13 protein-coding genes and 1 pseudogene are annotated in these 13,407 nt (G+C 66.3%); 6 read left to right on the forward strand and 8 right to left on the reverse strand.

The genetic code is table 11. The features are described from left to right. The 5 genes and pseudogenes from Q0743_RS10865 to Q0743_RS10885 all read right to left on the reverse strand — a co-directional run. Nucleotides 1–124 (reverse strand): annotated as a pseudogene (locus tag Q0743_RS10865) (biopolymer transporter ExbD); the annotation flags it as partial. Between the two features lie 3 nt (nt 125–127). After that, a complete protein-coding gene (exbB, locus tag Q0743_RS10870) occupies nt 128–904 on the reverse strand; it encodes a tonB-system energizer ExbB (protein WP_298241531.1) in 777 nt (258 codons plus the stop codon). 27 nt (nt 905–931) lie between these two features. Continuing rightward, nucleotides 932–1,441 (reverse strand): heme utilization cystosolic carrier protein HutX, encoded by a 510-nt coding sequence (gene hutX / locus Q0743_RS10875; protein ID WP_298241532.1) that lies wholly within the window; start codon nt 1,439–1,441, stop codon nt 932–934. Nucleotides 1,442–1,468: 27 nt separating this feature from the next. Beyond that, a complete protein-coding gene (locus Q0743_RS10880) occupies nt 1,469–1,801 on the reverse strand; it encodes an antibiotic biosynthesis monooxygenase (RefSeq protein ID WP_027573166.1) in 333 nt (110 codons plus the stop codon). 98 nt (nt 1,802–1,899) lie between these two features. After that, nucleotides 1,900–4,251 (reverse strand): TonB-dependent hemoglobin/transferrin/lactoferrin family receptor, encoded by a 2,352-nt coding sequence (locus Q0743_RS10885; RefSeq protein WP_298241533.1) that lies wholly within the window; start codon nt 4,249–4,251, stop codon nt 1,900–1,902. 260 nt (nt 4,252–4,511) lie between these two features. Here Q0743_RS10885 and Q0743_RS10890 point away from each other — a divergent pair, with 260 nt between their 5' ends. The 4 genes from Q0743_RS10890 to Q0743_RS10905 are packed head-to-tail and all read left to right on the forward strand — an operon-like array spanning nt 4,512 to nt 7,578. Next, nucleotides 4,512–4,718, forward strand: coding sequence for a hemin uptake protein HemP (locus Q0743_RS10890; protein WP_298241534.1), 207 nt, complete (start codon nt 4,512–4,514; stop codon nt 4,716–4,718). A gap of 6 nt (nt 4,719–4,724) precedes the next feature. Continuing rightward, nucleotides 4,725–5,678 carry a hemin ABC transporter substrate-binding protein gene (locus Q0743_RS10895; protein WP_298241535.1) on the forward strand — a complete coding sequence of 318 codons (954 nt, stop codon included), beginning with the start codon at nt 4,725–4,727 and terminating at the stop codon, nt 5,676–5,678. Continuing rightward, entirely contained in the window at nt 5,675–6,766 is a 1,092-nt protein-coding gene (locus Q0743_RS10900; protein WP_298241536.1) for an iron ABC transporter permease, read from the forward strand. The genes Q0743_RS10895 and Q0743_RS10900 overlap by 4 nt, the downstream gene beginning before the upstream one ends. Continuing rightward, on the forward strand, nt 6,763–7,578 hold the full coding sequence (locus Q0743_RS10905) for a heme ABC transporter ATP-binding protein (protein ID WP_298241537.1): 816 nt from the start codon (nt 6,763–6,765) through the stop codon (nt 7,576–7,578). The genes Q0743_RS10900 and Q0743_RS10905 overlap by 4 nt, the downstream gene beginning before the upstream one ends. Nucleotides 7,579–7,624: 46 nt before the next feature. On the opposite strand, the gene Q0743_RS10910 is transcribed toward Q0743_RS10905, so the two are convergent. Together Q0743_RS10910 and Q0743_RS10915 are read right to left on the reverse strand one after the other, a co-directional pair. After that, nucleotides 7,625–9,304, reverse strand: a complete 1,680-nt coding sequence (locus Q0743_RS10910) for a mucoidy inhibitor MuiA family protein (RefSeq protein ID WP_298241538.1) — start codon at nt 9,302–9,304, stop codon at nt 7,625–7,627. Nucleotides 9,305–9,473: 169 nt separating this feature from the next. Continuing rightward, on the reverse strand, nt 9,474–10,094 hold the full coding sequence (locus tag Q0743_RS10915) for a response regulator (RefSeq protein WP_298241539.1): 621 nt from the start codon (nt 10,092–10,094) through the stop codon (nt 9,474–9,476). A 202-nt stretch (nt 10,095–10,296) separates the two neighbouring features. On the opposite strand from Q0743_RS10915, the gene Q0743_RS10920 reads away from it, so the two are divergent. Next, nucleotides 10,297–11,334, forward strand: coding sequence for an AraC family transcriptional regulator (locus Q0743_RS10920; protein WP_298241540.1), 1,038 nt, complete (start codon nt 10,297–10,299; stop codon nt 11,332–11,334). Between the two features lie 2 nt (nt 11,335–11,336). On the opposite strand, the gene Q0743_RS10925 is transcribed toward Q0743_RS10920, so the two are convergent. Then, nucleotides 11,337–12,548 carry an NnrS family protein gene (locus tag Q0743_RS10925; protein ID WP_298241541.1) on the reverse strand — a complete coding sequence of 404 codons (1,212 nt, stop codon included), beginning with the start codon at nt 12,546–12,548 and terminating at the stop codon, nt 11,337–11,339. Between the two features lie 130 nt (nt 12,549–12,678). Between Q0743_RS10925 and Q0743_RS10930 the strand changes: the two genes are divergently transcribed. Continuing rightward, a complete protein-coding gene (locus Q0743_RS10930) occupies nt 12,679–13,389 on the forward strand; it encodes a Crp/Fnr family transcriptional regulator (protein WP_298241542.1) in 711 nt (236 codons plus the stop codon). Nucleotides 13,390–13,407: the final 18 nt, after the last annotated feature.

Below are 13,407 nucleotides of genomic sequence, written 5' to 3' on the forward strand. Positions count from 1 at the left end.
TGAAGATGATCAGCAGCACCAGCATCACGTCGATGAACGGCGTGACGTTGATCTCATGGGTGACGTCGAGATCGTCGGCGACGCCGCGCGACCCGAGCTTCGATCCGCCGAGCTTTGCGGCCATCGCCTACTCCGCCGCTCGCGCCAGGCGAAATTCCCTGTGGTCACGCTGCCGGCTCACCAGCAGCATGAGCTGTGCCGAGGCGTCGCCGAGCAGTGCGCGGTAATTGGCAATGCCGCGGACGAGGTGATTGTAGATCACGACCGCCGGGATCGCCGCGACGAGCCCGAGCGCGGTGGCGAGCAGCGCTTCTGCGATGCCGGGCGCGACCACCGCAAGGCTGGTGGTGTGGCTCTCGGAGATGCCGATGAAGGAATTCATGATGCCCCAGACGGTGCCGAACAGGCCGACGAAAGGCGCGGTGGCGCCGATGGTCGCGAGCACGCCGGTACCGCGCGCGATCCGCCGCGACATCGCCGCCTCGACCCGCTCCAGCCGCAGCGCGACACGTTCCTGGAGGCCGTCGTCGAGCACACCGCCAGAGAGCTCGGCCTCCCGTGCACAGGACTGGATGAGCTGGGCGACGGCGTCGTGGGCATCACCCGCGCGCGCGGCTGCCTCGGCCAGCTTGATGTTGCCTTCGAGCACGCGGGTTCGTCGCAAGGCAAGCGCGCCCTTGCGGCGCAACTCGACGGATTTGGCCAACCACACCGTCCACGTCGCCAGCGAGGCAACGGCGAGCCCCACCATCACCGTCTTCACGACGATATCGGCGCCGAGGAACATGCCCCAGGGTGATAGATTACGCGGCAACAACGCCTCGTCGATCGCAAAGGCCGGCGCCGGCGCGAGCACCAGCGCGATTGTTAGGATCACATGCCGAAGCCCAAACTTGCCCTGCATCCTGATCTCCCGACAGGTTGAAGCGAACTACGCCGCGGACGCGATCCGGTCCGCGAGCTGCCGGAACCGCACCAGCTGATCCGTCCGCAGCGCCCTTGTTTCGTCGCGGCCGACGAACACCTTGAACATGATGCCGCCGTCGGCGTTGAGGAAAGCGACGAAGGCGGACGTCTTGCCCATGAAGGGGCGCTCGACGAAGGCGACGCCCGCGCAGCGTTCGTGGCGAAGATGGCCGTGCAGGCCCTTCGGCTGCATCAGGTTGAAATAGCCGCGGCCGACCTCGCCGGCGGGCACGGTGCCGGTGAACTCGAAGATCGCATCGTCCGTGTGCACGATCAGTGTGACCTCCCCCCACGCCGCGATGTCCTGCATGGCGGCGACAAAGTGCTCGCCGCCACCCATGCGCACCATCGATGACGGCAGCGCCTCGATCACCGCGCGCGGGGTGACGTTGCGCTCGCGCGCGACGTCCTCGATCACCGCCCCCGGATTGTCGGCCATATACGCTTTGAGATCGGCGAGATCGGTGCTCAGCATGTCCGGCTCCTCTCCTGCATCATCGACTTAGGCCGCCGCGGCCTTGCGCTCGCTCTGGATCACCTCGAAGCCCTCGAACTTGGGATGGCCGAGATAGAGGCTCTCGCCGGTCCTGTTGTCGGCACGGGCGTGCGCGCGGCGGAATTCCTCCGAACGCGTCCAGGCTTCGAACGCGGCCTTGTCGACCCAGCTGGTGTGCGACGAATAGAGCGTGTGGTCCTCGGCCTCCGGCCCCTTCAGCAGATGAAACTCGACGAAACCCGGCATGCTGCCGAGATAGGATTCGCGGGTGGCCCAGACAGTTTCGAACGCGGTCTCCGCGCCCTTTTTCACCTGGAAACGATTCATGGCGATGAACATCAAAGTGTCTCCTTCTGATCAAAACGGAACACGCCGAAGCCGCGCTGGAGCATCAGCGCGGCCCGGCTGAAGTTTGCGGTGTTGCGATGCGCCGTGCCTTACGCACCTCCAAAGTGGATCTTCATGCCGGCTTTGTAGACCCTGCCCGGCCCCGGGCTCGACCACAGCACGTCGTTCTGCGTGGTGCCGTCGGTCGACGTGCCGGGAATGGCGTAAGGCCGGTAGTACTGGTTCAGGAGATTGTCGATCGACGCCGAGAACACGATGTCCTTGGTTGCGTTGTAGGTCATGTACAGATTGACCAGTTCGTACCCGGTCGCCGGCAGATAGCCCGCCGGCACATCGTTGTTGGCGCCGTACGAAGCCCACTGTGCCGACAGGATCATGGTGCGATCGAGCAGGCGGACACCACCTGTCGTGACGACCTTGCGCGGGGTGATGGTCGCAAGCCCGACATTGGTGACGGCGTTCTTGCCCTGGATGTAATGGCCCGCGACGCCGACGAACCAGTCGCCGGCATCGTACATCGTCTCCGCCTCGAAGCCCTGGATGCGGGCCTGCGCGATGTTCTGGTACTGGTAGAACTGGCTGAACGAGCCGAACGGCGGCACCGCGACCGGAGCGGAGGCGACGAGGTCGATGTAGTCGGAAACGTCGTTGCGGAACAGGTTGATCTTGCCGCGGAAGGAGTCGTTGGCGCTGAAGATGTTGTCGTACTTCAGGTTGATGCCGACTTCCTTGTTCTTGCCGACTTCGGGGCGAAGATTCGGATTGGGCAGGAAGCAGAACAGGCCGACGGTGCCGTCGGGACAGGGGAAGAAGGCCGGCCCGCCACCGGTTGCGTGCGCACCTGAGATCACCGTCTCCGTGATCGACGGAGCGCGATAGCCCTCGGCGTAGCTGACATAGGGCTGGAAGCCGGCGACCGGCGTCACGCCGAGCGTGATCTTCGGCGAGAAGCGGTCGCCGCTGCCGTTGGTCTTGCCCGATTCCAGATCGTAGCGGTCGTAGCGGATCGCGCTCACCGCCTCGAACCAGGTGCTGTAGTTCTGCTTCAACTGCAGGAATCCGCCCGACACGGTGCGGATGCCACTCGGCGTGGTGATGTTGGAGTTGCCGCGGCTGTCGGTCGTGATCACGTCGTCCTGGAACGCATCGAAGCCGACGGTGACGGCATTGCGCCAGTCGCCGACATTGAAGCGCGTGGTATTGTTGGCGTCGATGCCGTAGGTGTTCAGGACATAGCCGCGCTTGTCGCCGACGCAGCCCGAGATGTTGTTGCCGAAATTGCCGGTGCCGCACAGGGCCGCGCCCGACGTCGAATAGTGATAGGTCTTGGTCTGGTCGTTGTCGACACGGTTGCCGTAGACCGACATGTGCCAGTCGAACAGATTGTCGCTCGGCAACGAATAATTCCAGGTGATCGTGCCGGTGTAGTTCTTGGCGTCGGAGGCGTAGACCGACGAGCCCTGATAGAGCGCGCGCTGCGCCGCCGTCGCGACCGGCCCCCTGTTGAACTGGCCGATATCGTATTGATAGTCCTGGAAGATGGCGCCGAACTTGACCTCGTGACCGAGGGCGGGACGCACCGTGAGCTTCATCAGGCCGCTCTCGACCTGGTTGCCGGTGTTGCCGATCTCGGTGCCGTTGCCGTCCTTGTAATTGCCTTGCGTGCGGTAAACCGCGCCGCCGAAGATGTCGACGTCGGGCGTGGCGCGCACGCCGCCGAACACCGAGCCGAGACCACGATTGTTGTTGGAGCCGTAGGAGCCCGAGAGATCGACGCCCCAGCGCTCGCCCGGGCGCAGCACGTCCTCGATGTCCTTGGTGCGGAACGAGACGAGGCCACCGATTGCACCGGAACCGTAGATGTTGGCGGTCGGGCCGCGCACGACGTCGACACCGCCGACCAGCTCGGGATCAAGGAAAAAGGAGCCGCTCGCATTGTGGCCGGTGCGCTGGTAGTTCTGCCGGGCACCATCCACGACCACGGCGACGCGCCCGAACTCCTGCAAGCCGCGAATGTTGATGACCGTCGCAGGATCGTCGCCGCGCTCCTGGAACGACACGCCGGGAATGGCGTAGAAGATATCCGACAGCCGGTTCGGCTGCAGCCCCTGGATCTTGTCGAGCGTCACCGTGCTGACCGGGGCGAGCGAGTCGATTGCACGCTCCTCGATCTTCGTTGCCGCAACCGTAATCGCGTCGAGTGTCTGCACGGGCGCAACCCCGCCGGCCTGTGCGCGCGCGTTCATGACTTCGGGCGTCGCCTGCTGCACGACCTGCGGCTTGGCCTGCTTGCGCCTGGCCTGCTTCGGCCGTTCCGAGGACGCGCTTTCGGCTTGCGGCGATGCAGTCTGCGCAAGACTGCTCTCCGTCGTCATTGCCGCGATTGAAACCACCGACGCGCCCAAAATCAGGGCGCGCGAATACCTAGCCCCGTCAGCCATATCAGCCCCAGCCTGCACTTCACTTTAAATTCGGAGTCTTGGCTGGCGTGCGCTCGCAACGCGAACGACTGGCTGGCTGATTGTCTCGACAAGCGGGCAAGTCGCCCGCCGCCATAATTGGTTACGTGGCAACACTCTGGCGGTCAATGTCACAAGGTTGCAGTTTATATCGATTGTAAATCGCAGCCGTTGGAATGCGCTTCGTGCCGCTTGTACAAACAGGCGGCACTCCAGGACTACGAAAGCGCATCACACCCCACATGTCAGCAACGTCCGCAGACAACGACGGCAACGCGACAGGGTCGGCAGGAAGCCCTTCTGCGACAACGAGAACCCTCACCATGCGTGGCAGCCGGATCGACAGCCGCGAGCTGTTTGCGGCCGAACGCGAGATCATCATCGCGCATGGCGAGGATAACTACCGGCTTCGCCTGACCTCGCAGAACAAGCTGATCCTGACGAAGTAATACGCAATGGCATTTTGTCGCACCCTCGCCCGCCTCCTGCTCTCCAGCGCAATCGCGCTCGCATCCGCCGCGCACGCCGCCGGCATCACCGTGCATGACGCGCGCAATCGCGAGATCATCGTTGCCGATGCCGCGCGCACGGTCTCGATCGGCGGCGCCATCACCGAGATCCTCTATGCGCTCGGGCTCGAGAGCCGGCTGGTCGGTGTCGACACCACGAGCCTCTATCCGGCAACTGCGCTGCAGGACAAACCCAATGTCGGCTACATGCGCCAGATCTCCGCCGAAGGCGTGCTGGGCCTCAATCCCACCCTGATCCTGGCGATCCAGGGCGCAGGGCCGCGCGAGACCATGGACATCCTGGAAACGGCGAAAGTGCCGCTGGTGCTGGTGCCCGACACTTTCACCGAGGCCGGCCTGATCGAGAAGATCAAGCTGGTCGGCCACGCCATGGGTGTCGATGCGCGCGCCGCATGCCTGAGCGCGGCGGTCGGCGCCGACCTTGCGCAGCTCGGTGCCCTGCGCGCCAGGGTGACCAAGCCGGTGCGGGTGATGTTCGTGATGTCGCTGCAGAACGGGCGAGCACTGGTGGCCGGCCGCAAGACAGCGGCCGAGGAGATCATTCGGCTCGCCGGCGCCACCAACGCCATCGACGATTTCGACGGCTACAAGATCATCGGTGACGAAGCGATCGCCGCGGCAAGACCCGACGTCGCGCTGTCGATCGAACGCGGCAAGGACTCGCTTCCGGCCGAGGCGATCTATGCCCATCCCGGCTTTGCCTTGACGCCGGTTGCGGCCAACAAGAGCTTCATCACCATGGACGGGCTCTATCTGCTCGGCTTCGGACCGCGGACGGCGTCGGCCGCGCACGATCTCTCGGCACGGCTCTATCCGGCACTGGCCGAGCGGGGCGATGGATTCACGTCGGCGCTGCCGGCGGCGAATTGCCGGCAATGAGCGTGGTGATCGGGACCGAAGTGCGCCGCTCGGGACGACGCGCCGGCGTCGGACGGCCGTCCGCATCATTGACGATCTTTCTCCTGATGGCGGTGCTCGCGGTCATCGCCATCGTCGCACTGACGCTCGGCGCCGCCGGCATCCCTCTCTCCCGCCTGCCTGCCGCGCTCGGGCTATCAGGCGAAAGCACGGCCATGACGGCCCGCGACCAGCTCGTGCTGTGGTCGATCCGCGTCCCCCGGATCGTGGCGACAGCCATGGTCGGTGGCCTGCTCGCGGCAGCCGGCGCGATCATGCAGGGACTGTTTCGCAATCCGCTCGCCGATCCTGCTCTGGTCGGCGTCTCCAGCGGCGGCGCGCTGGCAGCCGCCAGCGCGATCGTGTTCACCGATTCACGCTTCGGCGAGGCGCTGCGCTTCCTGCAGACCGAGCTGCTGCCGCTCGCGGCCTTCGCGGGATCGCTGGCCACGACCGCGATCCTCTACGGCGTCTCGAGCCGCTCGGGACGCACCTCGATCGCGATCTTCCTGCTCGCCGGCGTCGCCATCACCGCCATCGCCAATGCCGGCATCGGGCTTCTCGTCTTCGTTGCCGACGACCGCCAGCTCCGCGACATTACATTCTGGATGCTGGGCTCGATGAGCGGCGTGACCTGGATCAAGGCCGCGGTGCTCGCGCCGGTCCTTGTCGTCGCGGTGATCGCCTGCGGCTTCATCGCGCGCGGCCTCGATCTTCTGGTGCTCGGGGAGGCCGACGCCTTTCATGGCGGCGTCGATGTCGAGCGCCTGAAGCGGATCTCGATCGTCATGGTCTCCGCCATGACCGGCGTCGCGGTCTCGATCAGCGGCGTCATCGGCTTCGTCGGCATCGTCGTACCGCATCTGCTCCGCCTCGTCATTGGGCCTGCGCACCAGCTGCTGTTGCCGGCCTCGATCCTGCTTGGCGCGATCCTGATGGTCGGCGCCGACACGCTGGCACGCACGATCGTGGCGCCCGCGGAGATGCCGATCGGCATCCTGACCGCGGCGGTCGGAGCGCCGGTCTTTCTCTTCATCCTGCTGCGCCAGTGCGGGCTCGCTTCGCTATGAGCGCCGTGATCGAGGCGCGCTCTCTAGGCAAACGCGCGGGACGCGCGACGCTGCTCGATGGCGTTAGCCTTTCGGTTGCGGCCGGCGAGATGGTTGCCATCATCGGCCCGAACGGCGCCGGCAAATCGACGCTGCTGCGGCTGCTCTCCGGCGATCTCCGGCCGAACGCCGGCGAGGTGCGCCTGAAGCAGCGCGATATCGCCAGCTTCACGCCGCGCGAGCTCGCCGCGCGCCGCGCCATGCTGTCCCAGCACATCAACGTCACCTTCCCCTTCACGGTCGAGGAGATCGTGCTGATGGGCGCGGGCGAACGCAGTGCGCGCGAAGCCGGCATGCTCGTCGGCACGGCCCTGGAGGAAGTCGGACTTGCCCATTTCCGCGAACGGCAGTTGCCGACGCTGTCAGGCGGCGAGCAACAGCGCGCTCATTTCGCCCGCGTGCTGGTGCAGCTCGCCTGCGGCGAGGCCGAGCATGGTCCGGGGCTGCTGCTGCTGGACGAACCGACCTCGAGCCTCGACCTGCGCCACCAGATCGACCTCGTCGAGGCCGCGCGTCGCCGCGCTGGCCACGGTACCGCGGTCATCGCGATCCTGCACGACCTCAACCTTGCGATCCGCTTCGCCGACCGGCTCATCATATTGGCCGGCGGCAAGCTCGCCGCCGACGGCCCACGCGCGGACATCGTCACGCGCCAGACCATCCGCGAGATCTTCGAGATCGACGCCGTCGTTCACCAGGCCGACGACGGCGTGCCTTATGTGCTGCCGCAGTCGATGCAGGCGATGGCGCAAGCTGAACTGCCGCCGCGGTGAAGGCGCGCTCCCTCGCCCCGCAAGCGGGGCGAGGTGAAGAGCCTCCCTACCCCGCCGGCACGATCACCATGCTCTTGTCCTTCGGCCAGCGGATGCGCCAGGCGAAGTTGATGTCCTTGACCTCGCCGGGCTTGGCTTCGAACGACCATTCCAGCACGCCGCGCCTGTCGCGGATGTTGCTCGCGGTCGGCGGCGTGGTCGCGGGCAGCATCTCGACGACGATGTCCTCGTTCTCGCTGACCGGCAGCTGATCCTCGATCGCGACCTTGATCGGAAAGTCGTGACCGTTGCGGATCGTGGTCTTGAAGGAACGCTCGTCGGTCTTCGACGTCGTGACGAGCAGGCCGGCCGAGCCTTCGTTGCGCTTGAGCACCGCGCGCTCGATCTTGATCTTGTCGTCGGCACCGAAGCCGAGCCGCACGGTGTCGTCCTTGGCCGACGCCGAGATCTTGCCGCGGCCGACGAAGACGCCGTCGCGATAGATCGCGACCTTGCCCGGCAGCAGTGTTGTGTCGTCGGTCTGCTTGAAGCTGGCTTCGAGGAAGGCGGTCGGGTCCAGCACCGGCGCCGCCCGCACCGCGAGATCGGCGGGCACGGTCATGGCCGCGATGCGCATGCTCTTGGCGCCCTCCTGGGCACCGAGGCTGACGCGGCCGGGAATCTTGAACGTGGCCTGGAAGCCGCCGATCTCGGCCACCGCATGCTGCTCTTCCGCGCGTTCCCGGGTCTCGGGCGCCTCGGCAATCTTGGCCATGGCGGGCGCTTGCATCTGGCGCGCAACTGGCGCGGGCCGCGCCAGGTCCGAAGCCGCGCCGAGCGCCATCGGCCTCGGCGGTTGCGGATATTGCGCCACCAGCGAGTTCAGCTCCGGAGCGCTGCCGCCGCGGCCGATCCGCACGGTGGAGACGCCGAGCGTTACGTTCGACCAGTCCTCGCCGGTCGACTGCGTGATCTCGGCACGACGCACGAGCTCAAGCTGCGGCTTGCGGTCCTTGGCGCCGGTATCGAGCCGGGCGTCGTAGAGCGGGACCCAGCGGGCGTTGCGCACGGCGTAGGTCACGCGCAATGTCGCCTTGGTCGCGGCCGCCGAGGCGACGTCGATCAGCACTTCCAGCTTGCTCGGCGGCTTGGCCGAACGCTCGGCCTCGAGCTGCGCGATCTGGCGATCAAGCTCGCGCTGCTTTCGCGTGGCGTCGCGGATCGCCGTGTCGGCCGTCGCGATCTCCTCGGCGACCGCCGAAAAGGCCGCGCGCCACTCGGTGATCGGCCGTGCCTCACCCTTGTCGCCGAGCCCAGCCGGAGAGGCCTCAGCAAAGTGCTGGGCGAAGCTGCGTCGGGCATTGGCCGAGTCGATCGCGCCTTGCAGATCGGCGCGCTGATCTCTCAGCGCTTCGATGCGCTTGTCGAGCTCGGGCAGGTTGACGGGCGGCGCGGGGCGCGGCGGCCGGGCATCGATGGTGCCGATGGTGAGCTTGGCGCCCGCCTCGCCTTCGACGCGAAGGGAGGACGGATCGAGCATGAGCGGAAAATCCTTGGCGACCAGCGTCGAGTCACCCGCGGCTAGGTCCAGCGCGATGACGCGGGTCACGGTGGCGCCGTCGGGGTAGACGGTGACGGTGTCGATCGCCGAATGGGCGTCCAATTCTGCCGCCCATGACGGCACCGCGAAGGCCGTGGTCACCAGGACCAGGCTTGTGGTTGCCAAACATCTTGCGGTGATGCGCATGAAAGTCCCTCCTGCCGGTATCGCCGCGCCCCCAACCGGACGCGCGATCAAATGCCTCGCCAACATGGTTGGACGCGGCAGGGAAGGAACCGGTTCGATTGGGGTTTCCGTGGGGCGCCGTTGCGGCGGCACCAAGGCCGCGGAACGCGCGGCGGTCCCGCGGCAGGACTCACGCCTGGGTCGGCGAGCCCTGGTCGAAGATGCGGCGAAGCAGATCGGTCACGTTGCGGGCGCCGGCCTTCTTCAGGACGCTGGCGCGGTAGCCCTCGACCGTCCGTGCGCTGAGATGCATGCGCCGGGCGATCTCCTTGTTGGTGAGGCCGGCAGCGAGATGCTCGAGCACGTCGCCCTCGCGTGCTGTCAGCGGCTCACAACCGGGCAGCCAGCCCTGCCGGCTCGCGCCGGGCTGCGCGGATTCATCGATCGCGGCATCGATCCGGCCGACGATGTCGTGGGTACGGAACGGCTTTTCGATGAAGTCGGCCGCACCGCTCTTGATCGCGTCGACTGCCATGGCGATGCTGCCATTCGCCGAGGTCACCAGCACCGGCGCCATGCAGTTTTCTTCACGCAACCGCTTGAGCACGTCGAGGGCGGAGCGATCCGGTGGCATCTCCAGCAGCACGCAGGCCGGCATCCGCGCCTTGGCTTCCGAGAGGAGCGAGGCACCGTCGGCGAAGCAGATCACGTCATAGGCGCTCTGCTGAAGCGCGGCGGATAATTGTTCGCGGGAGGCCGCGTCAGTCTCAATGACGAATACCTCACCCTTGGAAAACGTGTTTCCCGGCATAATCCCGATCCAGCAATGTCTTGGTCAAATGATACGAGACGGCCGGAGGCCCCATCGCGCCCCGCCGTCGGCAAGCACGGCATTCGCGCCGGTGCTTCGGTTTTCCTTATGTAAGTTCCACGCTGTTCCCGGATTTGACGGATCGGGACAGAAACTTTACATTTCGGGACATCTGCGGGAATGGCTGGCAGGAACGGTTCGCATGACCGACCTCATTCGCAGCGCAGGCTTGAGCTATTACCCGGAGGTCGCCCGGTCGGTCGGGCTCGACCCCAAGCAGATGATGCGCAAGGTCAGGCTGCCGCTGGCTTGCCTCGACAAGCCGGACATCCCCATCGCCGTCACCGGCCTGCGCCGCCTGCTCGAATTGTCGGCAGAGGCTTCCGGTGCCGAAGATTTCGGCCTTCGTCTTGCCGAGCGCGGCGGCCTGACCAATTTCGGCGCAGTCGGCCTGATCGTGCGCGAACAGGCGACTATCGGCGAAGCGATCGACGCGTTCTCGCGCTTCATCCATATCCATCACGAGGGCATGCGTTTGGACGTCACCCGCGGCAAGCAGACCGTGACCGTCACGCTGCATCTGCGCGGCCGGCATCCGAGCGCGCCGCGGCAGTCGATCGACATGGCGCTCGGCAGCGTCCACCGCATCATCCGGTCGCTGTTCGGCAGCGACTGGCGTCCGCAGGAAGTCCATCTGCATTATCCGCCGCCGCGCGATCGCAAGCGCTACCGCGACTTCTTCGGTTGCCGCGTGACCTTCAATGCGGATGACGATTCGATCCTGCTGTCGACACACGACATGGCGCGCCGGATCCCGAGCGCGCACCCCCTCATCGCGAATTATCTGCGCAAGCGCATCGAGGCGATCGAGACCCGGCCGGCGAGCTGGGAAGAGAAGGTCGACGAGGTCGTGCGGAGCCTGCTCACCAGCGGTGACTGCACGGTCGAGCGCGTCGCCGAGCATCTCGCCTGCACCCGACGCACCATCCACCGCCACCTCGCCGCATCAGGCACCAGTTTCTCGGCCATCCTGGATGCGCAACGCGCCGATCTCGTGACCCAGCTGGTCGACGATCCCGACCGGCCGCTGGCCGACATCGCGGTGCAGCTCGGCTTCTCCGCGCAGAGCGCCATGGCACGCTGGTTCCGTGGTCGCTTCGGCTGCACCATCAGCGATTGGCGCAAGGGCAAGCGGCCTTCCTCACCGCCTGCCGAGACGCCGTCGGCGACGGCAGCCTGAGTTCAGCGCGCCGGCGCGGGTACGCCCATCGTCGCAAGGGCACGCCGCCGGCTGCCGGCGAGCAGCGGGCCGAACGCGACGGCAAATCCGAGAAACGCGACAAGCCAGCCGCAGGCGGCGACGTGCAGCAACACATCGCTTTGCGCGGGAAACACCACGGCAGCGACCCGGGTCAGAGCCGCGATGATGACCGCGGCATAGATGGCCTGGATCGCCGGCGAAGCCGTCAACGCCTGTCCGGTATGGCCGAGGCTTGCGCGGGTCATCACTGCGAGAGTCATGGTTCCCGCCGCACCCGTCATCCAGGCGTGGATGCCGGCGCTCGGCGGCAGCGCGCCGAGAACCGCAAGCGCGTGCAGGATGAAGCCGAGCGGCACAAAGACGTAACCGACATGCAGGATCACCAGCAGCCGCTCGCGAAAGGTGCGGTCGCCGGCCCAGCGTGCAAGCCGCACCAGATGCAGCCCGCCGACCAGCGCCATCAGGACACCGGTGACGGCATTCAGCGGCGCCACGACCCAAGCGATGAGCGCGAGCGCGCTGCATCCGATCACGGCGCCGTCGAAGCGTGCGAACGGCACCGGCAGACGGCCGGGATTGAACTTGACCAGCCAGTTGCGGGTGAAGCTCGGGATGATGCGACCGCCGATCAGCGAGATCAGCAGCATGACCACGCCGATGCCGACGCGGATGCTGACATCGGCCGCGCCGTGATAGTGCGCCTCGAGATGAAACGCGACATTGCCGGCGAGCAGAACGGACACCAGCCCGACCACGGGCAGGTTGCGCCAGTTGCCGCCTGCGATGATCTCGCGCGCAGCGGCAGCGACGACCAGCGCCAGGAAGGCGGCATCGACGAGAAGCGCGAACGCCCAGCCGGTATCGGCCGACAACGTCACGACGGCACGCCCGGCAAGCCAGACCATCACCAGCGCCCCCAGCGAGGTGCCCTGGATCGGCAACCGGCCGGTCCAGTTCGGGATGGCCGTGAACAGGAACCCGGTGATGACAGCCGGCAGGAAGCCGTAGAGCATCTCATGAACATGCCAGTCGCGCGGCGCGAATGCGGAACTCACCGACAATTCGCCATAGAACATCGGCAGCCAGGCCAGGATCGACAGCCCCGCCTGGATCGCGCCGAGCAGGAAAAAGGGACGAAAACTGTTCGCAAACAGCGGCCAGCCCTCATAATTGCGGATTCGGGTGCCAGCCATGGGTTAACTCCAATAAGTTCAGACCGTCGTTCGTGGAAAAATACTGCCGCCCGGCCGTCCCGTTTTGCGCTATCGCAAACTGCGAGACGATTGCAGGTGCCATCACACTCCCTGATGCCAAGGAGACAGAATGGCCAAGGTCGACACATCGCTGGTTGCGCATCTGCCGCTGTTTGCCGGGGTCACACCGGAAGCCCTGGACGAGATCCTGCGTGAGGCCCGTTCGGCGCGCTATCCCAAGAGCAGCGCCATCTTCGAGCAGGGCGCGGACGCGCAATCCTTCTTCCTGCTGCTGCACGGCCATGTCCGCGCCGCCAAGACCACGCCGACCGGCGAGCAGATCGTGGTGCGCTATGTCGCGCCCGGCGAAACGTTCGGGCTCGCCATGGCGATCGGCGCCGCCCGGTATCCGGCGACGGCGATTGCGGTCGACGACAGCGTGGTGCTGATCTGGCCGACATCGGCCTGGCCGCGGCTGGTCGAGCGATTTCCTTCGCTGGCCGCCAATACGCTCCAGACCGTCGGCACGCGCCTGCAGGAGAGCCACACCCGCATCCTGGAAATGTCGACCCAGCAGGTCGAGCAGCGGGTCGCGCACGCGCTGCTGCGCCTCGCCAAACAGTCCGGCAAGAAGCTCGACCAAGGCATCGAGATCGACTTCCCGATCAGCCGCCAGGATATCGCGCAGATGACCGGGACCACACTGCACACCGTCAGCCGCATCCTGAGCGGCTGGGAGAGCCAAGGCCTCGTCGAAAGCGGCCGCCAACGCATCATCCTGCGCGACCCGCACGGGATCGTCGTGTTGGCGGAGCGGAACGCGGACAACGGGGCGGTGTAGCGGCCGTACCAAGGCGCC

Origin of the sequence: uncultured Bradyrhizobium sp., from assembly GCF_936943645.1 — a bacterium.
In the GTDB taxonomy this organism is placed as follows: Bacteria; Pseudomonadota; Alphaproteobacteria; order Rhizobiales; family Xanthobacteraceae; genus Bradyrhizobium.

Excerpts from the sequence above, each read along its gene's own strand:
- exbB (WP_298241531.1), bottom strand. The coding sequence starts at position 904 with ATGCAGGGCAAGTTTGGGCTTCGGCATGTGATCCTAACAATCGCGCTG.
- Q0743_RS10930 (WP_298241542.1), top strand. The coding sequence starts at position 12,679 with ATGGCCAAGGTCGACACATCGCTGGTTGCGCATCTGCCGCTGTTTGCC.
- Q0743_RS10885 (WP_298241533.1), bottom strand. The coding sequence starts at position 4,251 with ATGGCTGACGGGGCTAGGTATTCGCGCGCCCTGATTTTGGGCGCGTCG.
- Q0743_RS10910 (WP_298241538.1), bottom strand. The coding sequence starts at position 9,304 with ATGCGCATCACCGCAAGATGTTTGGCAACCACAAGCCTGGTCCTGGTG.
- Q0743_RS10915 (WP_298241539.1), bottom strand. The coding sequence starts at position 10,094 with ATGCCGGGAAACACGTTTTCCAAGGGTGAGGTATTCGTCATTGAGACT.
- Q0743_RS10905 (WP_298241537.1), top strand. The coding sequence starts at position 6,763 with ATGAGCGCCGTGATCGAGGCGCGCTCTCTAGGCAAACGCGCGGGACGC.
- Q0743_RS10895 (WP_298241535.1), top strand. The coding sequence starts at position 4,725 with ATGGCATTTTGTCGCACCCTCGCCCGCCTCCTGCTCTCCAGCGCAATC.
- hutX (WP_298241532.1), bottom strand. The coding sequence starts at position 1,441 with ATGCTGAGCACCGATCTCGCCGATCTCAAAGCGTATATGGCCGACAAT.
- Q0743_RS10925 (WP_298241541.1), bottom strand. The coding sequence starts at position 12,548 with ATGGCTGGCACCCGAATCCGCAATTATGAGGGCTGGCCGCTGTTTGCG.
- Q0743_RS10880 (WP_027573166.1), bottom strand. The coding sequence starts at position 1,801 with ATGTTCATCGCCATGAATCGTTTCCAGGTGAAAAAGGGCGCGGAGACC.
- Q0743_RS10900 (WP_298241536.1), top strand. The coding sequence starts at position 5,675 with ATGAGCGTGGTGATCGGGACCGAAGTGCGCCGCTCGGGACGACGCGCC.
- Q0743_RS10890 (WP_298241534.1), top strand. The coding sequence starts at position 4,512 with ATGTCAGCAACGTCCGCAGACAACGACGGCAACGCGACAGGGTCGGCA.
- Q0743_RS10920 (WP_298241540.1), top strand. The coding sequence starts at position 10,297 with ATGACCGACCTCATTCGCAGCGCAGGCTTGAGCTATTACCCGGAGGTC.